Raw genomic sequence first — 25,957 nt, 5'->3', positions numbered from 1 at the left:
CCGGGGCGCCGACGTCCGGTGGAAGGTCCCGCCCTGCTCAGCGGGCGCTGCGGCGGGCCGCCGGCGGGAGGGGCGGGCGGCCGGTGCCGAAGACCCACGCCCGGAAGAACGCGCTGAGGTCCTGGCCGGAGATCCGGGTCGCCAGGGCGGCGAAGTCGCGGGTGGTCGCGGTGCCGTGCCGGTGCTCGGCCGTCCAGGCGCGGAGCAGGGCGAAGAATCTCTCGTCGCCGATCTTCTCGCGGAGGAACTGCAGGGCCATCGCGCCGCCGTAGTAGACGCGGGGGCCGGCGTTCTCGTCGGGGGCCTTCGGATCGGCGAGCACGACCTGCCACATCGGAGAGTCGGCCGGATACGTCTCGTAGACCTGCCGGGCCTGCTCGGCCGCGGGCCGCCCGCCCTTGACCTCGTCCCAGTACCAGGTGGCGAAGGTGGCGAAGCCCTCGCTGAGCCAGATCTCGTTCCAGCCGCGGATGCCGACGCTGTCGCCGAACCACTGGTGGGCCAGTTCGTGCGCGACCGTCCCGGCGGAGTCGACCTGGGAGTAGACCGGGCGGGTCTGCGTCTCCTCCGAGAACGGCAGCTCCTTGCCGTCGTAGCTCACCTTCAGCGCGATGGCGCCGGTGGAGTCGAACGGATAGGGGCCGAACGTCTTCGTCCACAGGTCGGTGACCTCGGCGGTGGTCTTCCAGAAGAACGCCGCCGAGCCCGGCCGGGCCGCCTCCAGCCTCGGATCGACGGCGGTGTACTGCGGGATCCCGCCCGGCGTCGTCCCGGTCCGCACCTGCCACTTCCCGATGTCGATGGTGGCCAGGTAGGTGGACATCGGGTCCTTCTCGCGCCAGGCGAACGTCGTCCGGTCGCCGTCCGTGCGACGCGACACGAGCCGGCCGTTGGCGACGACGCCGAGACCCTGGGGGACGCGCACCCGGAAGTCGAAGGTCGCCTTGTCCGACGGGTGATCCTTGCAGGGGAACCAGGTCGAGGCGCCGTCCTCGATGTTCTGCACGACCGCCCCGTCGTCGGTCGGGACGAAGCCGTACGGCGTGTCACCGCCGATGGGCCTTGGTTCGCCGCCGTACGCGACGGTGACGACGAAGCCGGCCCCCTCGGGCAGGCCGTGGCGGGGAGTGATGATCAGTTCCTGCCCCTCGCGGGTGAACCGGGCGTCCGCCCCGTTCACCCGGACGCTCCGGACCGTGAGCCCGCGCAGGTCCAGGTCGAAGCGGGACAGGTTCTGGGTGGCCCGCGCCCGGATGCGGACGACGCCGTCGAGCCGCCGGGTCGAGGGGTCGTACGCCAGGTCCAGGGAGTAGTGCCGGACGTCGTACCCGCCGTTGCCCTCCAGCGGGTACCAGGGATCGCCGACGCCGGGGGAACCCGGCCGGAAGACGGGCCCGGCGGAGGCCGGGGAGGCGGCGGCGACCGAGCCCGCGCACGCGAGGGCCGTGCCGAGCGCGACGAGGCGGGAGGTCCGCGGGAGGGAGAAGCGCATGAAGGTCACCTCGAGAGCAGGTGGGGATCGACGCCTTCATGCTTCCGGCCGGCGGTCGCCCGATCGATCGTGCCCGCACGGGGATTCCCGGTTCGGTCCGCCCCACCCCGTAGGCGCGGACGTCTCGGACGTTGCCGCGCTCGAGTGGGCGGCCCACCCGTCGTCATGGCGGTGGTCGCGCGTTCGGCCGGAGCATCCCACAGCGGCGGCCGCGCGGCCGCGGGGCCGGTCAGCGGGGGAATCCGACTCCGGTGAACTGCTCGGAGAGATTCCACAGGCGGCGTGCGAGGTCGGTGTCCTGTGCCGGACCGGAGCGGCCGATGAGTTCCGGGGCGCCGCGCATGTGTGCGAGATGGTCGGGGCCGGTGAAGCTGTTGGCGGGGATGTCGGCGACAGCGGCGTACAGGGTCGGCAGCGCGCCGCGCCGGGCATCCTGGGCCAGCAGCCGGAGCGCGATCGACCACAGGATGTCGGACGGGCGGCGGGGGCCGTCGTGGTGGTAGATGTCCGTGGCGACCAGGCCGGGGTGGGCGGCGTGGGCGAGCACGGCCGATCCGGCGGCGGTCAGGCGGCGCTGTAGTTCGGCGGTGAACAGCAGGTTCGCCAGTTTTGAATCGTTGTAGGCGCGGGAGGGCTGGTAGGGCCGGTGCTCCCAGTTGAGGTCGGCGAGATCCAGCCTGGCGTATCGCTCGGCCTGTGAGGCGACCGTGACGACGCGGCCGGTGATGTGCTCGAGCAGCAGGTTGGTCAGGGCGAAGTGCCCCAGGTGGTTGATGCCGAACTTGGACTCGAATCCGTCGGCGGTGCGGGTCAGCGTCGGTCCCGAGACGCCCGCGTTATTGATCAGCAGGTCGATCGGGCCGTCCCAGCCGGCGGCGAACGACCGGACGGACTCCAGGTCGGCCAGGTCGAGTTCGCGGACCTCGGTGTCGCCCGGTATGGCGGCCGCGGCGGCCTTGCCCTTGCCGGCGTTGCGGACGGCGAGCACGACGCGTGCGCCGGCCGCGGCCAGGGCGTGGGCCGTGGCCTGGCCGATGCCGCTGTTGGCGCCGGTCACGATCGCCGTCGTGCCGGTCATGTCAGGGATGTCGGTAACGCTAAAAGTAGTCACGAGCAACAATGTAGGCATCGACGACAATGCTGTCAATGGATACATCGGGTGTTATGCTGGGGCGCATGCCCGATCGGCCCTACCATCACGGCAATCTGCGCACCGCACTGCTCACCGAGGCCGAGCGGACGTTGCGGGAGCAGGGCATCGAGGCCCTGTCGCTGCGCGACCTCGCCCGTCAGGCAGGAGTGAGCCACGCCGCGCCGCGCCGCCATTTCGCCGACCGGCAGGCGTTGCTCGACGCCCTGGCCGAGACCGGTTTCGCGCGCCTGGGCGAGGAGATGCGCGTGGCGATCGAGGGGGCCGGCGAGGACTGCGAGGCTCAACTGCGCGCGGTGGCCGGCGCCTATGTGCGCTTCGCGACCACGGATGGCGCTCTGCTCGATCTGATGTTCGGCGCCAAGACCGCCACGCGGTCCGCCGGGCTGCGGGCGGCGTCCGAACGCCTGTTCACCGAATTCGGCGACCTGGTCCGCCGATGGCAGCGAGGGGGCGCGCTTCCGCCCGGGGAACCCGAGCGTCTGCGTCTGCTTCTCATCGCCACCCTGCAGGGCATCGCCTCACTCGTCGCCTCCGACCGGGTCCAGGCCGCGCAAGCCGACGCGCTGATCACCGACGCGGTCACGCTTTTCGCCCCCTGCCGTCACCCCTGACCTCGGCTCCCGCGCGGCACGGTGACGTCGTTCAGGGCGCTGTGGGCGTCCTGGGCCGGTCGGCGTCGGTGGGGGCGGGGGCGTGGTGCAGGAGGCCGGCGAGGAGGACGTCGACCATGTGGCGGGCGCGGTAGCCGGGGAAGGTGTCGGCGCCGATGCACAGGTTGCCGATGGCGATCATCAGGTCCAGGGGGCGTACGTCCGCGCGGATCCGGCCGGCGTCGACGCAGGCCCGCAGCAGCCGGTCGAGGACCGGGACGAGGCGGTCGACGAACTCGGCGTGCAGGCTCTCCAGCCCCGCCTGGTCCGAGTGCAGTGCCTCGGGCAGGCCGTGCTTGGTCACCAGGAAGTCGGTGAACCGGGCCACCCAGGACCGCAGAGCCTCGTAAGGGTTCTCGGGGTTTTCGCCGGAGGCGCCGGCCGGGGTGGCGGCGAGCGCGTCGACCTGGTGGCGGAAGACCGCGACCACCAGGTCGGGGCGGGTGGGGAAGTGCCGGTAGACGGTGCCCATGCCGACGCCCGCCTCGGCGGCGATGTCCCGCACCGGAGCGTCGATGCCGGCGCGGGCGAAGACGGCCGCGGCGGCGTCGAGCAGGGTCTGGGCGTTCCGGCGCGCGTCGGACCGCTTGCGCCGCTCGCCGCGGGCCTGCGGCATGTCTGCCGGTGACATGCGGGCACCTCCAGGTTGCCAAGCGGAGCATTGCTCCATATATTCGGATTCGGAGCGACGCTCCGGAACTAATTGTGCCAGCTCGCCCTAATCATCCCTCCCACTAGCGAGGACTCCCATGAGCGACACCGCATCACCCCCTGCCATCACCGATCCGAGCGCGCCGGTCATCTCGGTCGCGCCGGTCAGGCTCACCGCCCCCGACCGCGGCCAGGACCTGCTGGTACGGGTCACCGCGCCGACGACCGGCCACAACCTGCCGGTCGTCGTCTTCTCCCACGGCATGACCTTGACCATGGACGACTACGCGCCACTGGCCGGCTACTGGGCCCGCCACGGGTTCGCCGTCATCCAGCCCACCCACCTCGACTCCTCCGGCCTCGCCCCCGACGACCCGCGCACCCCGCACATCTGGCGCATACGGACCGACGACCTCACCGGCGTCCTCGACCAACTCGACACCGTCGAAGCCGCCGTGCCCGGACTGGCCGGACGCCTCGACCCCGACCGCATCGCGGCCGCCGGGCACTCCTGGGGCGCACAGACCGCCAGCACCCTCGCCGGCGCACGGGTCCTCCAGACCGACGGCACACCCGGCGACAGCATGGCCGACCCGCGCGTCAAGGCCGCGGTACTGCTCTGCCTGCCCGGGACCGGCGGTGACGACCTGAGCCCGCTCGCCACCCAGTACTTCCCCTTCATGAACCCCGACTTCACGGTGATGAAAACGCCCAGCCTGATCGTCGCCGGGGACCACGACGACTCCCCCTTGACGGTCCGGGGCGCGGACTGGTTCACCGACGGCTACCACCTCAGCCCCGGCGCCACCGACCTGGTGACCCTCTTCGGCGCGGAACACGGACTCGGCGGCATCCAGGGCCACCACGACACGCGGACCACCGACGAGAACCCCGAACGCGTCGCGCTCGTCCAGCAGGCCACCCTCGCATACCTGCGCACCGCGCTCGGCCTCGACGACGGCGCGTGGCCCACCACCCGCGACTCCCTGACCACGGCCGGCGACCCGCTGGCAAGGATCGACTCGAAGTGAGGACGACGATGACCCACCCACCGCTCGATCCGGAGCTCGCCGCAGTGCTGACGGTCGTCCACGAACATCTGTCACCGTCCATCACCGCCGGGGACATCGAGGGACTGCGGGCCAACCCCATGTTCGCGGTCGCGGACGAGGACCTGACGCGCGACGGGACCGTCGAACTGCAGGACATCTCCATACCGGGTCCGCCGGGCGCCCCCGAGGTCTCGCTGCTCGTCCTCAAGCCCGTGGGCCTGGCGGCAGGAGCGCCCGTCTTCTACTACATGCACGGCGGCGGCATGATCATCGGCAACAATCGCACCGGAGTCGCCGGCGCGCTCGACTGGGCCGTCGACAACGGCGCCGTCGTGGTGTCGGTGGAGTACCGCCTGGCGCCGGAACATCCCGATCCCGCTCCGATCGAGGACTGCTACGCGGGCCTGTTGTGGACCCACGAACACGCCGCGAAGATCGGCGGCGACCCGGACCGAATCATCGTCGCCGGCGCGAGCGCGGGCGGAGGGCTCGCGGCCGGCGTGGCACTGCTCGCCCGCGATCGCGGCGGTCCGCGGCTGCTCGGTCAGGTGCTCATGTGCCCGATGCTCGACGACCGTTTCGTCACGCCGAGCAGCCGGGAACTCGACGGCGAGGGCATCTGGGACGCCACCAGCAATACGACCGGGTGGACCGCGTTGCTCGGCGAACGCAGAGGCGGCGGCGACGTCAGCGTCTACGCCGCGCCGGCGAGAGCGACCGACCTGACCGGTCTGCCCAGCTCATTCGTCGACGTCGGCTCCGTCGAGACCTTCCGCGACGAGGCCATCGACTACGCCGCTCGGCTGCTGCAGGCCGGCGTTCAGGCCGAGCTCCACGTCTGGCCGGGCGGCTTCCACGGATTCGACGGCATGGTCCCCCATGCCTCGCTGTCACAGACCGCGTCCGCGACCCGAGCCGCCTGGATCCGACGGCTCCTGGCCGCGGGCTGACAGGCGATCGCAGGAGCCCTGCCGCTCCGCCGAACCGGAGACGTCAGTGGCTGAAGGCGCGCCGGTAGGCGGTGGGGGTGGTGCCCAGCGCACGCCGGAAGTGCAGCCGTAGGTTGGCGGCCGTGCCCAGCCCGCAGTCCTGCGCCACCCGGTCCACCGAGTAGTCCGTGGTCTCCAGCAGTTCCCGGGCCCTGCCCAGACGGGCGCCCAGCAACCACTGCAATGGGGTCGTGCCCGTCTCCTCGGTGAACCGGCGCATGAACGTACGCTGCGAGAGCCCCGCGTGCCGGGCGAGCACGCGCAGGGTGAGCGGCTCGCCGAGCCGGTGCAGGGCCCACTCGCGGGTCTCGGACAGCGACGCTTCACCGGCCTCCGCGACGGGAGCGGGCACGTACTGGGCCTGCCCCCCGTCGCGGTGCGGGGCGGCCACCAGACCGCGAGCGATCTGGTTGGCCACCACCGCCCCCAGGTCGCGGCGCACGATGTGCAGGCACAGGTCGATGCCGCAGCACACCCCGGCCGAGGTGAGCACGTCTCCCTCGTCGACGTAGAGCACGTCGCGGCCGACCTTGACGGCGGGGAAGTCCCGCTCGAGGTCCTCGATGTGCTTCCAGTGGGTCGTGGCGTGCAGCCCGTCCAGCACGCCCGCGGCGGCCAGCGCGAACGCGCCCGTGCAGATCGACGTCACTCGCCGGCCCCGGTCACGGGCCTCGGCCAGTACGCCGAGCACGGCCTCCGGCGGCCGAAGGAGCGGCTCGAATCCCGGCACGATCACGGTGTCGGCGGCGCGCACCTGCTCCAGGCCCCCAGCGGCGACCAGAGTGAAACCCGCGGTGGTGGTCACCTTCGAGTCGAGTGCGCACACGGTCATCTCATAGGGCGTCTCCGGCCGGGCGTTGAAGATCTGCGCCGGGATGGCCAGGTCGAGCGGGGTGACCCCGTCCAGCGCCAGCACAGCGACTCGATGTACCGCCATGGCAATATCCTAACGAAAGTCGGCGAAATTGCCACTGTCCAGGTCAGGACGGTGACGGCCACCCTGGAGGACATGACCGGACCGATCCCCACCGACCAGGCCGGCGCGACGACCGCCGACCTGCTCGCGCTGCCCGGCACACCGCTTGCCGAGGCCATCGTGGATCTCATCCGACCTGTGGAATCACAGTCGGTGTTCAACCACAGCATCCGCAGTTATCTGTTCGCCCGGCTGGTGGCCGCTCGCCTCGCCCTGGTCGTCGGCCGTGACTACAACGACGATCTGCTGTTCGCGGCGTGCGCGATGCACGACCTCGGCGTGGCGTCGGACGGGCCGCACAGTCAGCGCTTCGAGGTCGAAGGCGCCGACCGGGCCGCCGAATTCCTCATCGAACACGGAACGCCCGCAGCCGACGCCGATGAGGTCTGGCAGGCCATCGCCCTGCACACCTCCTCGGGCATCGCGGAACGCCGCGGCACCCTGTGCCTGCTCGTCCGCGAAGGCGTCGCCCTGGACTTCGGCGGCCCGCTCGGCGGCGACCACCTCGAAGCCCTCACCGACGCGCAGGCCGACGCCGTCCACGCCGCCTATCCACGGCTGGAAATGATCCGCTCGCTCACCGACGCGATCGTCGCGCAAGCCGCGAAGAACCCGAAGAACGCACCTCGCTACGCGATCCCCGGTGAGTTCATCCGCGAACGCGAGACCTTCGGCCAGACCCGGCTGGAGCATGCCTGCCGTTCGTCCCGATGGGGCGACTGACGCCCCGAACCCCACAACCCCTACTCGGTCGACAAAGAAAAGGATTCACCGCGATGACCACCTACACCGTCGAGATCCCCGAGGACTCCGCAGTCTTCGGCAAGACCACCAGCGCCTTCTCGAGCTTCGGCTATTCCGCCGCGGTCCGCTCCCATGGCCAGCTCTTCATCGCCGGAACGATCGGCCGCCGCGCCGACGGAACCATCGCGGAGACCGTCGAAGAACAGACCGAGATCGCCATCCGGCGCATCGAGGAGATCCTTCGGCTGGAGAACCTCGACCTCACGGCCCTCGTCGACGTCACCAGCTACCACGTCGACATCCGCGAGAACATGGCCGGCTTCCTCGAGGCCAAACAGCGCCTCATCAAAGCCCCCTACCCGGCCTGGACGATCATCGGTGTCAGCGGCCTCGCCAGCCCGGGTCTCCTGGTCGAGATCCGCGCGACCGCCACCTATCCCGACACCGCATCCCGATAGACCGATGCTCCCGGGCTCGGGGGCCGGCCCCCGAGCCCGGGAGCTCGTCACCATTCGCATTGAGATTCGACATGAAGACTTCGGCTCAGCAGGACGAGAACGTCTCCGCGACCGCCCGGCGTCCCGGCCTCGCCGGCCTTACGCTGCTGGCCTCGATGATCGTCTCGTTCCTGGCCTCCTCGAGTGCCCCCACGCCGATCTACGCCATCTACGCGGGCCGATGGCATTTCTCCCCGATGACCACCACCATCGTCTTCGGCAGCTACGCCCTCACCGTCCTGGCCGCGCTGCTCGTGCTCGGCCGGACGTCGGAGCACCTCGGTCGCAAGCCGGTCCTCCTGGCCGCGCTGGCGTTGCAGATCGTCGCCATGGTCGTGTTCATCACGGCCGGCGGCATCGGCGCCCTGCTCGCCGGGCGGATCCTGCAGGGCGTCGCCACCGGCGGTGCGCTGGGCACACTCGGCGCCGCGATGCTGGACATCGACCGCGAGCGCGGCACACGCGCCAACGCCATTGCCCCCGGACTGGGGTCCGGGGTCGGCGCACTGCTGTCCGGCCTGGTCGTCCAGTACCTGCCGGCGCCCACGCGGCTCATCTACGTCATGCTCATCGGGATCTTCGTCATCCAGGCCGCCGGCGTGGCGCTGCTACCGGAGACCATCGGCCGCAGGCCCGGGCTGCGCTCCGCCCTCGTACCGGAACTCGCGGTGCCACGCCACCTGCGCGGTCCCCTGCTCGCGGTGGCGCCGGCGCTGTTCGCGGTGTGGTCGCTCGGCGGCTTCTACGGCTCACTCGCCCCCGCGCTCGCCCGCCGGCTCTCGGGCTCGACGTCCATGGTGATCGGCGGCCTCGGCCTGTTCGTCCTCACCGTGGTCTCGACCATCACCACCGTCGCGCTCGAACGCACACCGCCCCGGACCGTGATGTTCCTCGGCATCGGACTGCTCGTGGTGGGCTCACTCGGGACCCTCGTGGCCGTCGAGTCCTCGTCGATCGTGGGCTTCTTCGCCTGCACCTGCGTGGCCGGGGTCGGTTTCGGCGCCGGGTTCCAGGGCGGGATGCGCACCGTCCTGCCCCTGGTCGCCGAGCACGAGCGCTCGGGCGTCCTGTCGACGATCTACGTGGTCTGCTACCTGGGCATGGGCCTGCCGGCCATCGTCGCCGGGATCCTCGTCGTGCACGGCGGTGGCCTGGCCTCCGCCACGCGGGACTACTCGCTGTTCGTGGTGGCGTTCGCCGTCGCGACACTGGTCGCGCTCCTGCGTACCGGCCGTACGGCACGGCCGACGCGCCAGATGCACGTGACGTGCGAGTCCGACGCCTGATCACGGCTTGACGGGTCTCCCGGTCCGGTTCGCCCACCCCACGGGCGGACCGGACCGGGACGTGCCGGGACGGCGGGTCAGGTCAGGTGGACGTGCCGGGACGGCGGGTCAGGTCAGGCGGTCGGCGGCGACCTTGGCGGCGCCGGCGATGAGCCTGTCGTTCGGCGTGGCGTCCTTCGTCGAACGGCTGGACATGACCGCCATCACGATGGGCGCCCGGTGCGGGGGCCACGCCACGGCGATGTCGTTCCGCACGCCGTAGTCGCCGGTCCCGGTCTTGTCGCCGACGGTCCAGCCGGCCGGGACGCCGGCGCGGATCACGTTGTCGCCCGTGGTGTTGCGCCGCATCCAGTCGATGAGCAGGTCGCGCTTGGGCGTGGGCAGCACGTGGCCGAGCGTGTACGCGCGCAGGTCGGTGCCGAGCTGCCGCGGCGTGCTGGTGTCCCGGACGTCCCCGGGGATCGCGGTGTTGAGGTCCGGTTCGTTGCGGTCGACATGGGTGGTGCGGTCCCCGATCCGCCGCAGGGCGGCGCCGAGGCCGCTCGGCCCGCCGACCTCGCGGAACAGCAGGTTCGCGGCCGTGTTGTCGCTGAACCGGAGCGCCGCGTCGCACAGCTCGCGGATGGTCATCCCCGTGGCGACGTGCTTCTCGGTCACCGGAGAGTACGAGAGGAGGTCGTCCGCCGTGTACTTCACCACGTGGTCCAGCCGCTTCATCGGGTCCTCGCGCAGGACGGTGCCCGTGAGCGGGACCTTGGACGTGGACGCGTAGGCGAACCGCTCGTCGGCGCGCCAGGCGACGACCTTCCCCGTGCCGGTGTCGAGCGCCCAGACGCCGAGCCGGGCGTCGTACTGCTTCTCCAGGGCCTGGAAGGCCTGGTCGTTCCGCTGCCCCGCGGGCGCCGACGCGGCGGTCACCGTGGCCGACGCGCTCGCGGGGGTCACCTTCGCCGACGCGGTCGCGGCGTCGCCGTCCGCGCCGCATCCGCTCAGCGGGATGAGCGCGAGGGCGGCGGCCGCGGCGAGCGGAGCCCGAAGGCGCGTGGGCTGCTTCTTCTGTCGTGCGTTCCTCATGCCGGGGAGTCTTCCGACGGCCCTCGTATGCGGTCAAAGACGTAAACGGGCGATTCAATGCTGAAACAGCATAAACTCTGGTCGTGGATCTCCTCGGGGCGTGGCGTGCGTTCGTGAGCGTCAGCGAGCACGGCAGCTTCACCGAGGGAGCCGCGGCGGCGCGGATCCCCCAGCCGGTGGCGAGCCGCCGGATCGCCGCCCTGGAGAAGCACCTCGGCGAGCGCCTGCTCGACCGGTCCTCGCGCCGGGTGACGCTCACCCGATTCGGTCGCGACATGCTGCCGTCGGCCAAGCGCCTCGTGCGGCTGGCGGAGGCCATGGAGGACGAGGCCGAACGCGCCAAGCTCAGCCCGCTCCGGCTCGCCGTCCCCGATGTCTGCTCCGTACGCGACCTGGCCCTGCTCACCGCCGAGGCGCGCCGCAAGGGCGTCTACCTGGACTTCCAGCCGGCGCCGCCGGCCGAACGCGCCGAGCTCGTCCGGTCCCGTGAGGTCCGCGCCGCCCTGACGGCGGTGCCGCCGGACGAGGGCACCTGGTCCGTGGCCCTCGGGCTGGCGGGCACGGCCGCTCCCGCCGCCCGGACCATCTACCTGGAGACCCTGCGGCCGGGCCGCGCCGCCCTCGCGGCACGGCCGCGCCGGATCTGGATCCAGCCCGAGGACGACGTGCCGCACGTCCGGGACCGCCTGTTCCGGGTCCGCGACGCGGTCGGCCTGTTGCCCGCCCAGGTCGCCGTCGCGGGTACTCTCGTCGCCGCGGCCGCGGAGGCGGTGGCGTCGGGGGATCTCCTCCTGTGCTCGCCGCGCCAGGCCGGGGAGCTCGGGCTGCACTGGCGTCCGATCGGCGAGGTCGGCGTCGGGCGCGGCTTCGAGGTGGCCGCCGGCATCGGCGACGACGCCGAGCGCGTCCGGGTCCGGCTCCGCGCGGAGATCGCCCGCTGCCTGGGCGCCGATGAGACCGAGGGAGGCGCGGTACGGTGACGGGCGTCGAGGGGTTGCTCCGTGACCTGCGCACGGCCCTGGACGACGCCGGGCTGAGCGGGTCGTTCCTGGTCCGGGACCTGCGCTCCGGCGACGAGCTGGGCATCGATCCGGACCTGGAGTTCCCGGTCGCCTCCCTGGTGAAGATCCCGCTCTCGATCGCGACGCTCGAGCGCATACGGCGCGGGGAGCTCGACGGCGCGGCGCAGATCTCGATCGAGCCGGGCGCCGCGGCACCCGGGCCGAGTGGGCTGAGCAGGTTCCGGCACGCCACGCGGATCGCCGTCGACGACCTGCTCTACCTCAGCATGGCCGTCAGCGACAACGCCGCGACGGACGCGCTGTTCGCCCTCACGCCGCCGGCCGAGGTCGCCGCGATCCTGCAGGAGCTGGGCGTGCGCGGCGTCACGGTACGGCACACGATCCGCGAGCTGACCGGGACGCTCGCCGAACTGCTGCCCCCGGAGGACGCGCACCTGGCCCATGTCCTGGCGATCGAGGCGGGCACGACCGGGCGGGGCCACCGCATCCCGCAGCTCGACGTGACCCTCGCCAACTCCGGATCCCCGCGGGCGTACCTGGACCTGCTGCAGGCGCTGTGGACGCCGTCGAAGATCGACCCGGACGTCGCCGCGCGGGTCCGGGAGCTCATGGGCGACAACGTGCTGCGGCAGCGCCTCGCACCCGATTTCCGGTCCGACGCGACCCGCTGGTCCTCCAAGACCGGGACGCTCCTCAACCTCCGCCACGAGGTGGGGGTGGTCGAGCACGCCGACGGCCGGGTCTTCGGGGTCGCGGCGTTCACCGGGTCGCGGGTGCCGGCCCTGCACCAGCCCGAGGCCGAGGCGCTGATGGGACGGGTCGCGCGTGCCCTCCGCGACCGCCTGCGCGCGATGTGACGACGCGCCCCGGGGTGCGCGCGGCCGTCAGCCGGACTCGTCCACCGCGCCGGCCAAGGCCTCGGGCGTAGGGGCCGTATCAGGCGTACGCGGCTCACCGGTGGCGGGGCCCGCCGTCGCCAGGACCGATCCGGCCAGGATCAGGACGAAGGCGGTGACGACCCCGGGCGTCAACGGTTCGCCGAGGAACACCGCCCCGGCCGCCACCGCGACCGCCGGGTTGACGTACGTGATGACGGTGGCGCGCGCGGGGCCCGCCTCCTTGATCAGCTCCAGGAAGGCCACGAACGCGATCGCGGTGCACACGACGCCGAGACCGGCGAGGGCGGCCAGGACCTCGGCGGACGGCATGGCGGACGGGCCGGTGACGGCGGCCGCGGGCGCGTAGACCACGGTGGCCAGGGCCAGGCAGGCGGCCGTGAGCTGGAGTGAGGAGACGCCCTTCAGGTGGCGCGCGGCGATCAGCGGGGCCGTGGCGTACCCCACCACGGTCGCCAGCACCTCGGCGAGGGAGCGGGCGTCACCGCCGGTCAGGTGCGGTGCGGTGAGGACCGCGACACCCGCGAGGCCCACCGTCAGGCCGGCCGCCCGCCGGAGCCCGAGCCGGTCGGTGCCGCCGAAGAAGCGGGCCACGACGACTCCGACGATCGGCACGCCCGCGATCAGCAGGCCCGCCGTGGAGCTGGACAGATGGCGCTCGGCGTCGCTGAGGGTGAACCAGGGGACGATGATCTCGGTGCACGCGAAGGCCAGCAGGGGACGCCAGTGCGCCCGCGCGGTGCGGACCAGGCCGCCCTGCCGCAGCGCGAAGGGCAGCAGCAGGACGGCGCCGAGCGCGCAGCGTGTGAACACCACCGTGGACGGGGACACCGCGTCCACCGCCACCTTGATCATCAGGTAGGGGATGCCCCAGACCACTCCCATCAGGGAGAAGAGGAACCAGCCACGTGCAGTCATGCGGCGAGTATCGGGCCGCCCGGATGGGGCCGTCTTGAACGCTGTTGCGGCTACGCCGCCCCTGCCACGCTGGTGCGGTACGCCGCCGGTGTCACGCCCAGCACCCGCCGGAACCACCGGGTCAGGTGCGCCTGATCGGCGAACCCGACGAGTGCGGCCACCTCGGCGGGCCGCAACCCGGACTCCAGGAGCGCGCGGGCTCTGGTCACGCGGTACTGGGCGAGCCACGCGTACGGCGGGACCCCCGTCGCCGTGCGGAAGGCGCGCAGGAGCTGGTAGCGGGACAGGCCCAGCTCGGCGGCGAGGCCGGTGAGCGAGGGCGGGGCGGTGAGGTCGCCGGCCAGGCGGTCGCGGACGGTGCGGGCGATCCGGGCGGCGCCCGGGACCGTGTCGCTCACCGGGCGGGCGGTGGAGTGCCGGCGGGCGAGCGCGGTCAGCAGCCAGGGGAGGCGGCACTCAGCCTCCAGGGGGTCGGGGCGGCGGACGAGGTCGATGTGCGCGGCGCGCAGGGCCCCGGCGAGTTCGGGGTCGTCGAGCAGCGGCTCACGAAAGTGCGGAAGGCCGCCTCGGACGCCGTCGGTGACCAGGGCGGGGTCGGCGTACAGGGCGAGGTAGGCGTAGCCGGCGATCGGTGTGGCGGGGCCGCCGGTGTGCATCTCGCCGGGCTCGAGGACGATGATCGAGCCTGGGCCCGTACGGATGCGGCCGCCGCGGTAGTCGATGGACTCCACGCCGCCCACGCAGACGCCGACGGTGAGCTCCTCGTGCGCGTGCGGGGCGTAGACGTGCTTGTCGAAGCGGGCGGTGAGCAGGTCGAGCGAGGGTCCGTCCCGGCCGAGCCGCGCCCTGGTCCACCGTGCCTGTTCCCGTGCGCTCACCTCACGTGCCCTTCCCCCGTCCTGGCCACGCGGCCCCTCGGCGATCGCCGAGGGGCCGCGGTACCTGATCGGCCAGGGGTCAGCCGCCGAGGCCGGCCTGCTTGAGCCAGTCCTTGGCGACGGTGCTCGCGTCGTCCTTGTCGCTGACGACCTTGGTCATCATGGCGAGCAGGTCCTGCGTGGTGAGCTTGGCCGAGACGGCGTTCAGAGCGGCCACGCCGGTCGCGTTGAGGCCGGACTTGTAGACCAGCGGCGTGACGTTCTGCGCGCTGAAGACGTTCTGCGGGTCCTCCAGCACGACGAACTTGTTGGCCGTGATCGTCGGGTCGGTGGTGAACAGGTCGGCGGCCTGGATGCTGTCGTTCTTCAGCAGCTTGACCAGCGTCGTCTGCGCGTTGGCGTCGAACGGCTGGAACTTCTTGAACTTCAGGCCGTACTTGCTCTCCAGCCCGACCAGGCCCTGCTGGCGGGTCTTGAACTCCGACGGACCGCCGATCGTGAGCTGCCCGGCCACCGACTTGAGGTCGGCGATCGACTTCAGGTGGTACTTGGCGGCGGTCTGGGAGTTGACCGTCACCGAGTCCTTGTCCTCGGCCTTGGACGAGTCGAGGACCTCCAGCGTCGACGGCAGCTTCGCCTTGAGCTCGGAGTTCACCTGGTCGGTCGTCACGGCCGTGCTGCTCTTGTCGACCGACGTGGTCAGCAGCGCGCCGTTGTACTCCGGCATCACGGTGATGGCACCGGACTTGACCTGGTCGTAGTAGACCTCGCGGCTGCCGATGTTGAACTTCTTGGTGACCTTGACTCCCTTGGCCTCCAGGGCCTGGGCGTACACCTCGCCGAGCAGCTGGCTCTCGGGGAAGTTGGCCGAGCCGACGACGACGCTGCCCGCGCCGCCGCCGCTGGACTTCTGGTCGAGCGGGTTGCCGCCGTTCTTGTCGCCTCCGCCGCCTCCGCAGGCGGCGAGCGCGAGGGCGACCGTCACGCCGAGGGCGGCGCCACGAACGATGCGGATCATGCTGATTCCTTCCGTTGAATCATCAGGTCTCAGTTGCGCAGGCCGCGGGAGACGACCGCTCGGCGGATGCCGACGAAGGCGAGCTGGACGATGACGGCGAGCAGGACGACGAGCACCGAGCCGCCGACGACCGAGGGGTAGTCCTTGCGGGCGAGGCCGTCGACGATGTAGCGGCCGAGCCCGCCGATGCCGGCGTACGCGGCGATGGTCGCGGTGGCGACGACCTGGATGGCGGCCGTGCGCAGGCCGAGGAGGATGAGCGGCATGGCCACCGGCACCTCGGCCTTGAGCAGGATGCCGGTCCCCGTCATGCCCATCCCGCGGGCGGCGTCCTTGATGTCGGGGTCGACGCCGCGAACGCCCTCGTACGTGTTGACGAGGATCGGCGGGGTCGCCAGCGCGATCAGCGGGATGATCACGGGCGTGAGGCCGATGGACGTCACGGTGACGACGAGCAGGAGCAGGCCCAGCGTGGGGATGGCCCGCGCGAAGTTGGCGACGGTGACGACGGCGAACCCGCCGCGGCCGGTGTGACCGACGAGAGCGCCGAGCGGCAGCGCGATGAGCGCGGCGATCACGAGGGCCAGCGCGCTGTACCCGAGGTGTTCGAGCAGGCGGTGCGGGATGCCCTCGCCGCCGCTCCAGTGCGCCGAGGCGGTGAGCCAGGTCCAGGCGGCCCTGATCTGGTCGGCCAGGTTCATCGCGTCCCCCTCCGGGCCCAGGGCGTGAGCAGGCGCTGCGCGGCGACGAGGACGCCGTCGCTGACCAGCGCGAGAACGATGATCAGCACGCAGGAGACGATGATCGGCGTCGTGAAGTCACGGGAGTACCCATCGACGAACAGCTGCCCGAGCCCGCCGTTGCCGATGAGGGTCCCGACGCTGACCAGGCTGATCGAGGAGACGGCCGCGACCCGCGCCCCGGCGATGACGACGGGAACCGCGATCGGCAGCTCGACCTGGATCAGCCGCCGCAGCGTGCCGAACCCCATGGCGGTGGCCGCCTGGCGGACCGGATCGGGGACCGACCGGAGCCCGTCGACGACGTTCGGCACGAGGACCGACAGGGAGAACAGCGTCAGCGGCACGATGATGGTGAAGTCCGCGCGGCCGCCGCTGCCGATGCCGAAGTACGGGATGCACAGCATGAACAGCGCGAGCGACGGCAGGCCGTACAGGACGTTGGCCACGCCGAGCGTCGGCGGGTAGAGCCAGCGCCACCGCGCGCACAGCAGGCCGAGCGGGATCGCGACGATGAGGCCGAACAGGATCGGCAGCAGCGCCAGCTTGAGATGGTGGGCGGTCAGGTCGGCGAGCTGCCCGGTGTGGTCACCGATCCAGTCCCAGCGGATCAGCGGCTCCCCGCCGTTCGCCGCCGCCAGGGTCATCGCTCCGCCGCCTCGACGTCAGGCTTGTCCTGCCGCTCGGCGCCCGGCTCGTCCTGGCGGTCGAGGTCGCGGTTGAAGCGTAGCCGCTTGAGGCCCTTCTCACCGCCGAGGAACTCCCGGACGAAGTCGTCGGCCGGTTCGGCCAGCAGCTCGTCGGGCGTTGAGTGCTGGGCGAGGACGCCGCCGACCTTGAACACCGCGACCGTGTGCCCGAGCTTGATCGCTTCGTCGATGTCGTGGGTGACGAACGCGATGGTCTTGCGCAGCTCGGACTGCAGCCGGATGAACTCCTCCTGCAGGCTCTTGCGCACGATCGGGTCGACGGCGCTGAACGGCTCGTCCATCAGCATGACGGGCGGGTCGGCGGCGAGCGCGCGGGCGACGCCGACGCGCTGCTGCTGCCCGCCGGACAGCTGGTACGGGTAGCGCTTGGCCATCTTGGTGTCGAGGCCGACGCGCTCCATCAGCTCCAGCGCCGTCGTCCGGGCCTTCTTCTTGTCCCAGCCGAGGAGGTACGGGACGGTGGCGATGTTGTCGACGATCGTCCGGTGCGGGAACAGGCCGGCGTGCTGGATGACGTAGCCGATGCCGCGGCGCAGGCGGGCGGGGTCCTGGGCGCGGACGTCCTCACCGTCGATGGTGATGGTGCCGCTGGTCGGCTCGATCAGGCGGTTTATCATCCGCAATGTCGTGGTCTTGCCGCAGCCGGAGGGCCCGACGAGCACGGTGATCTGGCCGGTGGGAATCTGCAGCGTGAGGTCGTCGACGGCCACGGTGCCGTCGGCGTAGCGCTTCGTTACGCCATCGAATTGGATCAAGAGTGGCTCAGCCCCTGGGGTTATCCGGGATTAAAGGTCAAGATAGTGTGATTTATCTGCTTGCCGTAAGGTTCCACCGATGAGTCCGACATCCGTAGCCGTCCACGGTAGCGGCCTGACCTGCGAGGTCGTAGCGGCAGTCGCCCGAGAGGGCGTCTTTGTTACAGTTCCGCCACAAGCGGTGGAACGGGCACGGCAGGCGTGGGAGGTCGCCCGCGAGGTCGCGGACCGCCAGGCCGTCTACGGCCGGACCACGGGCGTCGGCGCCAACCGCAACGTCACGATCGAGGACGACGACGCCCACGGCCTGCGCCTTCTGCGCAGCCACGCCGGCGGGGCGGGGCCGCTGCTCGCCTCCGAGATCGTCCGCGCGATGCTCGTCGTGCGCCTCAACCAGATCGCCGCCGGGGGCTCCGGCGTCGACCCGGAGGTGCTCGGCACGCTCGCCGAGGTGGTCAACCGCTGGCTGATCCCGCCGATCCCGGTGTACGGCGCGATCGGCACCGGAGACCTGACCGCGCTCGCCTCGACCGCGCTGTGCCTGATCGGCGAGCGCCCCTGGCAGGGCGGCGCGGGCGGCCCGCGCTTCTCCCTGCGGCCCACGGACGCGCTGGCCTTCATCAGCTCGAACGCCGCGACCCTCGGCGAGGCCGCGCTGGCCGTCCGGGACGTGACCGAACTGCTGCGCGCCTCGATCCCGGTGGCCGCGCTGTCGCTGCTGGCCGTGCGCGGCTCGGCCGAGCCCTTCGCCGCGCCCGTGCACGAGGCGTGCCCGCACCCCGGGCAGCGCCGGGTCGCCGAGGCGGTCCGCGGCCTGCTGCCCGAGGAGGTCACCCCCGCGCGCATCCAGGACCCGTACGGCTACCGGGCGTTCCCCCAGGTGCACGGGCCGGCCGTGGACGTCGCCGAGCAGGCCGAGGGGATCGTCACCCGGGAGATCAACGCGGCGGCCGAGAACCCGCTGGTCGACGTCGTGAACCGTACGGTCTGGCACAACGGCAACTTCCACACCGCGTCGGTGGGCCTGGCGCTCGACTCCGTCCGCGCGGCGCTGTTCCAGACGGCGGCGCTGTCGGCGGCCCGGCTCGGCACGCTCGTGGAGCCGTCCTTCACCGGGCTCGAGGCGTTCCAGGCGGCGCCGGGCGAGCCCGGCTCGGGGATCATGATCCTGGAGTACGTCGCGCACTCGGCCATCGCCGACATCCGGCGGCTGGCCTCCCCCGCGGCGCTCGGCAGCGCCGTGCTGTCGCGGGGCGTCGAGGAGCACGCGGGCTTCGCCACCCAGTCGGCGCGTGCCACCACCGACGTCGTCACGGCCTACCGGACCGCGCTGGCCTGCGAGCTCGTCGCGGCGGTGCGGGCGCTGCGGATGCAGGGCCGCACGCCACCGGACCGGCTCGGCGAGGTGTACGCCCAGGCCGCCGACGCGCTGGACCCGGCCGTCGAGGACCGGCCGCTCGACACCGACATCGCCGCCGCCGCGGACCTGCTCCCCCGGATCGCGGCGTACGGCGCCTACTGAGAAGAACATTTGCCGGTGGACTCCCGGGGGAGGAGGCTGGGCTCGCAGACGATGCGGCGGCGGCGCGGCTTGCCCTCGATGCCGCCGACGATGACCCGGACCGCCGAGTGCACGATGTCCTCGATGTCCCAGTCGACGCTGGTCAGCGGCGGGGTGAGCAGCGCGGACATCGGGTGGTTGTCGAAGCCGGCGACCGACACGTCACCGGGCACGCTGAGGCCCAGCTCGCGGGTGGCGGCGTAGACGCCGTAGGCGATCGAGTCGGAGAAGCAGAACAGCGCGCTCGGCGGATCCGGCCGGCCGAGCACGGCCAGGGCCGTCTCGGTGGCGCTGTGCAGCGCCTGCGGCGAGGTCACCACGTCCACCTGGATGCCGATCCGCTCGGCCTCGGCGTTGACGTGCACGTCGGCGGGGCGGTCGGGCGTGCTGGCGCGCGTGGGGGTGAGCACGGCGACGTGCCGGTGCCCGAGCTGGTGCAGGTGCTCCAGCGCGAGCGTGACGCCGGCGCGGTTGTCGAACACCACCTCGCCGTAGGCGTGCCCGCCGCGCAGCGAGTCGCCGATCGACACGATCGGCAGGCTCTCCCCCAGCTCGGCCCACACGTCGCCGGCCGGGTCCACCGGCTGCACGATCAGCCCGTCGACGCGCTGGTCGCGCAGCTGCCGCGCGAGCATGGCCTCCCGCTCGGGGTCGCCGGCCGCGTCGAGGATGATGGCGTAGCGGTCGCGGGCGAACAGCGCGCGGCCGATGCCGACCGCGAGCGACTGCTGCCAGAGGTCCTCGAGGGAGCCGCACAGCAGGCCGACCATGCCGGTGCGCCCGCTGGCGAGGGCACGGGCGATGGGATGCGCCTCGTACCCCAGCTCGGCGGCGGCCTGCCGGACCCGCTGCTGCGTCTCCTCCGACGTCTGGATGCCCCGCAGCGCGTACGAGACGGCGGCGGGCGACAGCCCGGTCGCCTTCGCCACTTCGCGGATGGTCGCTCGCTTCCGTTGCTGCGCCACGGCTCCAACCCTATAGAGCGGGTCTGACAAGACTCAGCGAGAAATCACCGTCCTCGTCCGTCCACCACCGGTCGACCGTGAGTCCCGCCGCCCCGGCCTCGGCCTCGATCCGGTCCCGGCGGAACTTCGCCGAGATCTCCGTGCGCATCTCCTCGCCCGCCTCGAACTCCACCTTCAGGTCCACGGCCGGAACGTGGACGACCTGCGGTTCGGTCGACCGCAGCCGCATCTCGATCCACTCGTCGCCGGCGTTCCAGACGGCCACGTGCTCGAAGCGCTCGGGGACGAAGTCGGCGCCGAGCTCCCGGTTGATGACGTTCAGGACGTTCCGGTTGAACTCCGCGGTGACCCCGCGCGCGTCGTCGTAGGCACGGACGAGGCGGCCCTCGTCCTTCACCAGGTCCGCGCCGAGCAGCAGGGCGTCGCCGTCGTTCATCGTGGCGCGCAGCGCGCTGAGGAACGACACCCGCTCGGCCGGGGTCATGTTGCCGATCGTGCCGCCGAGGAACACGATCAGGCGGCGCTCACCGCCGGGCAGCAGGGCCAGGTGCCGCTCGTAGTCGGCCACGACCGGCCGCACCGTCAGGTCCGGGTGGTCCGCGGCGATCCGCTCGGCGGCGTGCGCGAGGAAGTCCCCACTGACGTCGACCGGGACGTAGGTGCGCAGCGTGCCGCCCAGCGCGTCGAGCAGCACCCGGGTCTTCTCCCCCGAGCCCGCGCCCAGCTCCACGAGGGTGACGGCGCCGGTCGCCTCGGCGATCTCGCCCGCCCGGCCGGCGAGGATCTCGCGCTCGCGGCGGGTCGGGTAGTACTCCTCCAGCCGGGTGATCTCCTCGAACAGCTCGCTGCCGCGCTCGTCGTAGAACCACTTGGCGGGCAGCGTCTTCGGCCGCGCGCTCAGGCCGTCGGCGACGTCCCGGCGCAGCGCCTTGCCGAGATCGTCCGGGGTGAGAAAGCGATCCACGTATGCCTCCCGATGTTCTTTCGTCGTCCGTGGGCCCGGGCCCGTCACAGTGCGCTCACCCGTACCCCGTGCTGATCGACCGTCACCAGTGAGCGGTCGGGGACCTCTTCCCAGTCCGGCGCCTCGTCGTACGGCTCGGAGGCGATGACGACGTCCTCGCCCCGGCGGACGTACAGCGTGTCGCCCCATCGCGTCGCGGCCAGCGACCGCCCGTCGGCGGCGAGGAGGTTGTACCGGCCCGGCGCGAGCGCGGCGACGGCCTCGACGGCGTACGCGAGCCCCTCCGCGAGGCCGCCCCCGGCCCGCCAGCGCCCGGCGGCCAGCGCGAACAGCAGCGCCGAGTCCACGGGGGCGCGGGCGTCCGGGATCGGCGCGAGGTCGCCGGCGAGCTCCCGCAGCTTGGCCTCGACGCCCGGGAACCCCTCGACCGCGCCGTTGTGGCTGAACAGGCGCTCGAAGTCGGTGAACGGCTGGGCGCACGACTCGTCCACCGGGAAGCCGGGCGTCGCGGAGCGGACGGCCGCGACCGCGCACGTGCTGCGGACGACCTCGGCGACGTCGGCGAAGGACAGGTCCGTCCAGATCGGCTGGGACCGCCGGTACCGGACGGGCCGGGCGCGGGAGGGGTCGTACCAGCCCGCGCCGAACCCGTCGGCGTTGATGATGCAGTTGGCGTTCATGCGCGGCGCGTACGACTGCCGTTCCAGGGAGTGGTCCGGTGCGAACAGCAGCTCGTGCAGGGTGCGCGGCGTTCCGAGGTAGGCGATGTGGCGGCACATCAGGCGGCGTCCCTCGCGCAGCGGAACCCGGCGAAGATCTGCCGGCGGATCGGATAGTCCCAGTTGCGGAAGGTCGTGCGGCAGGCCAGCGGGTGCGTCGCCCAGGAGCCGCCGCGCAGCACCTTGTAGTCGGTGCCGAAGAACACCTCGGAGTACTCCTTGTAGGGGAACGCGCGGAAGCCGGGATACCCGTGGAAGTCGCTCGACGTCCACTCCCACACGTCGCCGAGCAGTTGCCGTACGCCGTACGCCGACGCGCCGTCGGCGTAGGAGCCGACCGGCGCGGGCCGCATCATCCGCTGCCCGAGGTTCGCGTGCTCGCCGGAGTCGCCCCAGGGCAGGCGGCGCTTGCGGCGCGTATCCGGGTCCCAGCTCGCCGCCTTCTCCCACTCGGCCTCGGTGGGCAGCCGCTTGCCCGCCCAGCGGGCGTAGGCGTCGGCCTCGTACCAGCAGACGTGCTGCACCGGCTCGTCGAACGGCACCGGCTCGACCCGGCCGAACCGCCGCCGCAGCCACTGGCCGTTCTCGCGTCTCCAGAAGGCGGGCGACCGCTTGCCCGTCCGCGTGCGCCACTCCCAGCCGTCGGGGTGCCACCAGCGCGGGTCGTCGTACCCGCCGTCGTCCATGAACGCCAGGTACGCGGCGTTCGACACCGGCGTGACGTCGATGAAGAAGGCGGGCAGGTCGACCGTGTGGGCGCCGCGCTCGTTGTCGTACGCCCACGGGTCGTCGGAGGTGCCCATGACGAACGGGCCCGCCTCGACCAGCACCTCATGCCCGGCCAGGGCCGGGGCGCCGGCGGGAGCGTCCTCCGGCGACGGGTCGAGCAGCGTCGGGCCGTCCTTACGGAGCTGGTGGGTGGCGAGCATCGTCTCGTCGTGCTGGTGCTCGTGCTGGATGACCATCCCGTACACGAAGCCGCCCGCCGCGAGCGGCCCGGTCAGCGGCACCTTCTCCAGCGAGTCGAGCACCTTGGCCCGTACGGTGTCGATGTACGCGCGGCTCTCGGCCGGGGTGAGCAGCGGGAGCTTCGGGCGTTCGGCCCGTGGGTGCTCGAAGGCGTCGTACAGGTCGTCGATCTCCGGGCGCATCGCCTCCTGGCCCGCGGCGGCGCGCAGCAGCCACAGCTCCTCGTAGTTGCCGATGTGCGCCAGGTCCCAGACCAGGGGGGACATCAGCGGCGATACCTGCACCATCAGGTCCGGTTCCTCGAGCGCCTCCAGGGTGAGGCCGACGCTCCGGTCGCGGGCGGCCATCAGCTCCGTCGCGATCCGTTCCTTCAGGTCCACGTGGGCTCCTCCTCGGTAGCCGTGGCGGGCGATCCCGCGTCCGGCACGGCCGTGAACATCTCGGGTCTCTCGGGCATGGGAAAGCGGCCCGGTCGCTCGTCCGCCGGGCAGCGTCCGCGTTCGACGAAGCGGCCGGCGTAGGCGTCGACCAGGGGGACGAGCGCGTCGGCGCCCAGCCGCGGCAGGGCGTCCAGCGCGGCGGCGAAACAGCGGCGCGCGGCGCGGGCCAGCACCGGGTCGGTGAGGGCGTCGCGCGCGGCCTGCCGCCAGCGGTCCCGCGCCGGTTCGGCGGCCTCGGCGGCGAGGTCGGCCGCGACCGGGTCGTCGAGCAGCGCGGCCGCGACGGCGACCGGCACCGGCCAGTACGGCGGCGGCAGCGCGTCGATCATCCGCAGTTCGAGCCAGCCCTGCGGCCGGACCGGCGGGAACAGCGTCGACAGGTGGTAGGCGAGGTCGCCGAGGTCGGGGCGGCCCGTCGCCATCCACTCCCGGAACGTCATTCCCGGCGCCGCCCGCCAGCCGTCGCGGATCAGCATGACCTGCGCGTCGAGGGCGTACCGGACCCAGGCCTCGACGGGGTCGTCGCCGCCGACCGCCGCCGTACGCCCCGGATCGAGCGTCTCCCAGACCACCTGCCGCCGGGACCGTACGGACGGTCCGGGCGAGTTGGCGAAGGCCGCGGCCAGCACCGGCCCGAGCGCGTGGGCGAGCCGCCAGCGCCGGGCGGCGTCCGCGTCGTCCGCGCCGATGTCGAGGCAGACCTGGAGGGAGGCGGTGCCGCACATCATCCGCAGGCCGTGGTCGCCGAAGTACTCGCGCATGCGCCGGTAGCGTCCGCCGGTCGCCTGGAACACGGTCGGCCGCAGGTCGGCGCCGCGGCCGTCGAGGGACAGGTCCTCTTTGGCCAGGTGCGCGGTGACGTGCGCGATGTCGCGGGCGATGGCGGCCTGCGCCGCGGCGGGGCCCCGGCGCGGGGGCGAGCTGAGCTCGAGCTGGCCGCCCGGTTCGTACGTGACGCGGCTCCCGGCGGGCGGCGGCCCGGCCGCCTCCATCACCGCCCGGACGCGCGACACCGGAACGCTCCGCGACGGGGCGCTCCGGTCGACCACGAACCACTCGGTCTCGATCCCGACCAGGCCGGGCGGACCGGTCTTGAAACAGACGCCGTTGACGTGTTCGTAGACCTCGTCGATGGTCAGTCGGCTCACGGGCACCTCCGATCGGGCGAACGATCGAAGGTCCTTCCCTACTGAACCGCATCAATAATCCGAAAAACACCTTTCGTTGGTGAAAGCGGCAGTTGTCCGTGTGGTGAAGGGGGCGGGTGTGAACCGGTTCACTGAACCGCTACACTGATACGGTTCAGTGAACCGGTTCAGGATTCCTGACCTGGGCGTAAGGAGCGGCCGCGTGCGGATCGACGTGCATCAGCACCTCTGGGGCCCGGCCTTCCTCGACGCCCTCCGCCGGCGCACCACGGCCCCCCGGCTCGACGGCTGGACGCTCCACCTCGCGGGCGAGGCCCCCTACGACGTCGACCCCGCCGACCACGACCTCCGGCGCCGCGCCGACGAGGCCGCGCAGGACGGCGTCGGCCTCGTGCTGACCTCGTTGTCCGCCCCCCTGGGCGTGGAGTCGCTGCCGCCCGACCAGGCCGCTCCCCTCCTCGACGCCTATCACGCGGACGCGCTCGCGCTGCCCGAGCCGTTCCGCGCGTGGGCCGCCGCCGGTCTGACCGAGATCGACGCGCCCGCCCTCGCCCGGCTCCTCGACCAGGGCCTCGCCGGCCTGCAGCTGCCCGCGACCGCACTGCTCGACGCGGTCGGCTACGAGCGCTGCGCGCCCCTCCTCACCGTGCTGGAGGAGCGCGACCTGCCGTTGTTCGTCCACCCCGGTCCGGCCCCCGCCGCGGACGGCCCGGCGTGGTGGCCCGCACTCGTGCCGTACGTCCACCAGATGCACGCCGCCTGGTACGCCTTCCGCGCGTTCGGCCGGCCGCGCCATCCCGGCCTCCGTGTGTGTTTCGCGCTGCTGGCCGGGCTCGCGCCCCTGCACGGCGAGCGGTTCGCCGCGCGCGGCGGCGGGCGCGGCCTGGTCGATCCCAACGCCTACGTCGAGACGTCCTCGTACGGACCGCGCGCCGTCGACGCCACCGTCCGGGCGATCGGCATCGACACGATCGTGAGCGGCTCAGACCGCCCGTACGCCCGTATCCCCCGCGACTTCGGCGTCGGCGACGCCGCCGAGCACGCCATCCGCGTGGCCAACCCGCACCGGCTCCTCACTGGAAAGGACTGACCCCTCGTGGCCTTTGAGTCCCTGCCCGAACGAAGCCTCGACCGGCACGAGCTCCGCCGGCTCGTCGACGACCTGGCCGCCCGCCCCGAGGAGTGGCGCGAGCTGGTCGACTTCCCCGACGGCCACCGCCACTACGTGTCGCTGCACCGTGACGAGTACGTCGACGTGTGGCTGCTGTGCTGGACCCCCGAGAGCGACACGGGCTGGCACGACCACGACATCTCCTCCGGCGCGGTCGCGGTCGTCGACGGCGTCCTCATGGAGTGCAACCCCCGCATCGGCGGCGAGCACGTCGAGGTGGAGGTCGAGACCGGCACGTCGTTCTGCTTCGGCCCCGAGCACATCCACCGCCTGGTCGGGGTGGCGGACCGCAGCGTGTCCATCCACGCGTACTCGCCGCCGCTCTGGCGCATGGGGCAGTACTCCATCGACGACGGCGGCGTCATGCGCCGCGTCTCGGTCAGCTACGCCGACGAGCTCCGCCCCCTGGACCCCGCCGCCTGATCGCTCGCGCAAAACCCTCTAGCACCGATTTTTACATCGCTGGTAGCTTGCTCTTTACTTGTAGTGACGACGAGCCGAGCGGTGAAACGGAGTCGA

General features: G+C 72.3%; 26 protein-coding genes and 1 pseudogene. 11 read left to right on the top strand and 16 right to left on the bottom strand.

The window, feature by feature from the left end:
- Nucleotides 1–37: 37 nt before the first annotated feature.
- Both NDW01_RS33510 and NDW01_RS33505 read right to left on the bottom strand, forming a co-directional pair.
- Nucleotides 38–1,492: a M1 family metallopeptidase gene (locus tag NDW01_RS33510; RefSeq protein WP_252828345.1), complete on the bottom strand. Its 1,455-nt coding sequence runs from the start codon at nt 1,490–1,492 to the stop codon at nt 38–40.
- Nucleotides 1,493–1,721: 229 nt separating this feature from the next.
- Complete coding sequence (locus NDW01_RS33505) at nt 1,722–2,570, bottom strand: oxidoreductase (RefSeq protein ID WP_252828344.1); 849 nt, start codon at nt 2,568–2,570, stop codon at nt 1,722–1,724.
- A 98-nt stretch (nt 2,571–2,668) separates the two neighbouring features.
- Here NDW01_RS33505 and NDW01_RS33500 point away from each other — a divergent pair, with 98 nt between their 5' ends.
- A complete protein-coding gene (locus tag NDW01_RS33500; RefSeq protein ID WP_252828343.1) occupies nt 2,669–3,256 on the top strand; it encodes a TetR/AcrR family transcriptional regulator in 588 nt (195 codons plus the stop codon).
- Between the two features lie 31 nt (nt 3,257–3,287).
- Here the strand turns inward: NDW01_RS33500 and NDW01_RS33495 are convergent, their stop codons facing one another.
- Complete coding sequence (locus tag NDW01_RS33495; protein ID WP_252828342.1) at nt 3,288–3,926, bottom strand: TetR/AcrR family transcriptional regulator; 639 nt, start codon at nt 3,924–3,926, stop codon at nt 3,288–3,290.
- A 118-nt stretch (nt 3,927–4,044) separates the two neighbouring features.
- On the opposite strand from NDW01_RS33495, the gene NDW01_RS33490 reads away from it, so the two are divergent.
- Both NDW01_RS33490 and NDW01_RS33485 read left to right on the top strand, forming a co-directional pair.
- Nucleotides 4,045–4,977: an alpha/beta hydrolase family protein gene (locus tag NDW01_RS33490; RefSeq protein ID WP_252828341.1), complete on the top strand. Its 933-nt coding sequence runs from the start codon at nt 4,045–4,047 to the stop codon at nt 4,975–4,977.
- On the top strand, nt 4,974–5,948 hold the full coding sequence (locus NDW01_RS33485) for an alpha/beta hydrolase (protein ID WP_252828340.1): 975 nt from the start codon (nt 4,974–4,976) through the stop codon (nt 5,946–5,948). Before NDW01_RS33490 ends, NDW01_RS33485 begins: the two co-directional genes overlap by 4 nt.
- A gap of 43 nt (nt 5,949–5,991) precedes the next feature.
- Here the strand turns inward: NDW01_RS33485 and NDW01_RS33480 are convergent, their stop codons facing one another.
- Nucleotides 5,992–6,924: a GlxA family transcriptional regulator gene (locus tag NDW01_RS33480; protein ID WP_252828339.1), complete on the bottom strand. Its 933-nt coding sequence runs from the start codon at nt 6,922–6,924 to the stop codon at nt 5,992–5,994.
- Here NDW01_RS33480 and NDW01_RS33475 point away from each other — a divergent pair.
- The 3 genes from NDW01_RS33475 (at nt 6,913) to NDW01_RS33465 (ending at nt 9,490) form a co-directional block, all read left to right on the top strand.
- Nucleotides 6,913–7,686 (top strand): HD domain-containing protein, encoded by a 774-nt coding sequence (locus NDW01_RS33475; protein ID WP_252828338.1) that lies wholly within the window; start codon nt 6,913–6,915, stop codon nt 7,684–7,686. The genes NDW01_RS33480 and NDW01_RS33475 overlap by 12 nt on opposite strands.
- Nucleotides 7,687–7,739: 53 nt before the next feature.
- Nucleotides 7,740–8,165, top strand: a complete 426-nt coding sequence (locus NDW01_RS33470) for a Rid family hydrolase (RefSeq protein ID WP_252828337.1) — start codon at nt 7,740–7,742, stop codon at nt 8,163–8,165.
- Nucleotides 8,166–8,236: 71 nt separating this feature from the next.
- Nucleotides 8,237–9,490 carry an MFS transporter gene (locus tag NDW01_RS33465; RefSeq protein ID WP_252828336.1) on the top strand — a complete coding sequence of 418 codons (1,254 nt, stop codon included), beginning with the start codon at nt 8,237–8,239 and terminating at the stop codon, nt 9,488–9,490.
- 108 nt (nt 9,491–9,598) lie between these two features.
- Here NDW01_RS33465 and bla read toward each other — a convergent pair whose 3' ends face one another.
- Nucleotides 9,599–10,564 (bottom strand): class A beta-lactamase, encoded by a 966-nt coding sequence (gene bla, locus NDW01_RS33460; protein ID WP_252828335.1) that lies wholly within the window; start codon nt 10,562–10,564, stop codon nt 9,599–9,601.
- Between the two features lie 83 nt (nt 10,565–10,647).
- On the opposite strand from bla, the gene NDW01_RS33455 reads away from it, so the two are divergent.
- Both NDW01_RS33455 and NDW01_RS33450 read left to right on the top strand, forming a co-directional pair.
- Nucleotides 10,648–11,544 (top strand): LysR family transcriptional regulator, encoded by an 897-nt coding sequence (locus tag NDW01_RS33455; RefSeq protein WP_252828334.1) that lies wholly within the window; start codon nt 10,648–10,650, stop codon nt 11,542–11,544.
- Entirely contained in the window at nt 11,541–12,443 is a 903-nt protein-coding gene (locus tag NDW01_RS33450; RefSeq protein ID WP_252828333.1) for a serine hydrolase, read from the top strand. Before NDW01_RS33455 ends, NDW01_RS33450 begins: the two co-directional genes overlap by 4 nt.
- A 27-nt stretch (nt 12,444–12,470) precedes the next feature.
- Here NDW01_RS33450 and NDW01_RS33445 read toward each other — a convergent pair whose 3' ends face one another.
- The 6 genes and pseudogenes from NDW01_RS33445 to NDW01_RS33420 all read right to left on the bottom strand — a co-directional run.
- A complete protein-coding gene (locus tag NDW01_RS33445; protein WP_252828332.1) occupies nt 12,471–13,400 on the bottom strand; it encodes a DMT family transporter in 930 nt (309 codons plus the stop codon).
- Nucleotides 13,401–13,450: 50 nt separating this feature from the next.
- Nucleotides 13,451–14,278 (bottom strand): AraC family transcriptional regulator, encoded by an 828-nt coding sequence (locus tag NDW01_RS33440; protein ID WP_252828331.1) that lies wholly within the window; start codon nt 14,276–14,278, stop codon nt 13,451–13,453.
- Between the two features lie 79 nt (nt 14,279–14,357).
- On the bottom strand, nt 14,358–15,296 hold the full coding sequence (locus tag NDW01_RS33435) for an ABC transporter substrate-binding protein (protein ID WP_252828330.1): 939 nt from the start codon (nt 15,294–15,296) through the stop codon (nt 14,358–14,360).
- A gap of 29 nt (nt 15,297–15,325) precedes the next feature.
- Complete coding sequence (locus NDW01_RS33430) at nt 15,326–15,997, bottom strand: ABC transporter permease (RefSeq protein WP_252828329.1); 672 nt, start codon at nt 15,995–15,997, stop codon at nt 15,326–15,328.
- A complete protein-coding gene (locus NDW01_RS33425; protein WP_252828328.1) occupies nt 15,994–16,683 on the bottom strand; it encodes an ABC transporter permease in 690 nt (229 codons plus the stop codon). Before NDW01_RS33425 ends, NDW01_RS33430 begins: the two co-directional genes overlap by 4 nt.
- A 74-nt stretch (nt 16,684–16,757) precedes the next feature.
- Nucleotides 16,758–17,501 (bottom strand): annotated as a pseudogene (locus tag NDW01_RS33420) (ABC transporter ATP-binding protein); the annotation flags it as partial.
- A gap of 79 nt (nt 17,502–17,580) precedes the next feature.
- Here NDW01_RS33420 and NDW01_RS33415 point away from each other — a divergent pair.
- Complete coding sequence (locus tag NDW01_RS33415; protein ID WP_252828327.1) at nt 17,581–19,023, top strand: aromatic amino acid ammonia-lyase; 1,443 nt, start codon at nt 17,581–17,583, stop codon at nt 19,021–19,023.
- Here the strand turns inward: NDW01_RS33415 and NDW01_RS33410 are convergent.
- The 5 genes from NDW01_RS33410 to NDW01_RS33390 are packed head-to-tail and all read right to left on the bottom strand — an operon-like array spanning nt 19,017 to nt 24,267.
- Nucleotides 19,017–20,027, bottom strand: coding sequence for a LacI family DNA-binding transcriptional regulator (locus tag NDW01_RS33410; protein ID WP_252828326.1), 1,011 nt, complete (start codon nt 20,025–20,027; stop codon nt 19,017–19,019). The two genes, NDW01_RS33415 and NDW01_RS33410, sit on opposite strands and share 7 nt — an antisense overlap.
- A 10-nt stretch (nt 20,028–20,037) precedes the next feature.
- Nucleotides 20,038–20,991, bottom strand: coding sequence for an L-histidine N(alpha)-methyltransferase (gene egtD, locus NDW01_RS33405; RefSeq protein WP_252828325.1), 954 nt, complete (start codon nt 20,989–20,991; stop codon nt 20,038–20,040).
- A 44-nt stretch (nt 20,992–21,035) separates the two neighbouring features.
- Nucleotides 21,036–21,770, bottom strand: a complete 735-nt coding sequence (gene egtC, locus NDW01_RS33400; protein ID WP_252828324.1) for an ergothioneine biosynthesis protein EgtC — start codon at nt 21,768–21,770, stop codon at nt 21,036–21,038.
- Complete coding sequence (gene egtB, locus NDW01_RS33395; protein ID WP_252828355.1) at nt 21,770–23,026, bottom strand: ergothioneine biosynthesis protein EgtB; 1,257 nt, start codon at nt 23,024–23,026, stop codon at nt 21,770–21,772. Before egtB ends, egtC begins: the two co-directional genes overlap by 1 nt.
- 23 nt (nt 23,027–23,049) lie before the next feature.
- Nucleotides 23,050–24,267: a glutamate-cysteine ligase family protein gene (locus tag NDW01_RS33390; protein ID WP_252828323.1), complete on the bottom strand. Its 1,218-nt coding sequence runs from the start codon at nt 24,265–24,267 to the stop codon at nt 23,050–23,052.
- 202 nt (nt 24,268–24,469) lie between these two features.
- On the opposite strand from NDW01_RS33390, the gene NDW01_RS33385 reads away from it, so the two are divergent.
- The gene (locus tag NDW01_RS33385; protein ID WP_252828322.1) at nt 24,470–25,357 is read left to right on the top strand and encodes an amidohydrolase family protein; all 888 of its coding nucleotides are present in this window, start codon (nt 24,470–24,472) and stop codon (nt 25,355–25,357) included.
- A 6-nt stretch (nt 25,358–25,363) separates the two neighbouring features.
- A complete protein-coding gene (locus NDW01_RS33380) occupies nt 25,364–25,861 on the top strand; it encodes a cysteine dioxygenase (protein ID WP_252828321.1) in 498 nt (165 codons plus the stop codon).
- Nucleotides 25,862–25,957: the final 96 nt, after the last annotated feature.

The sequence above is a fragment of the Actinoallomurus soli genome, assembly GCF_024055715.1.
In the GTDB taxonomy this organism is placed as follows: Bacteria; Actinomycetota; Actinomycetes; order Streptosporangiales; family Streptosporangiaceae; genus Actinoallomurus; species Actinoallomurus soli.
Note: the sequence above shows the minus strand (reverse complement) of the source record. Positions and strands in the feature narration are given on the sequence as shown.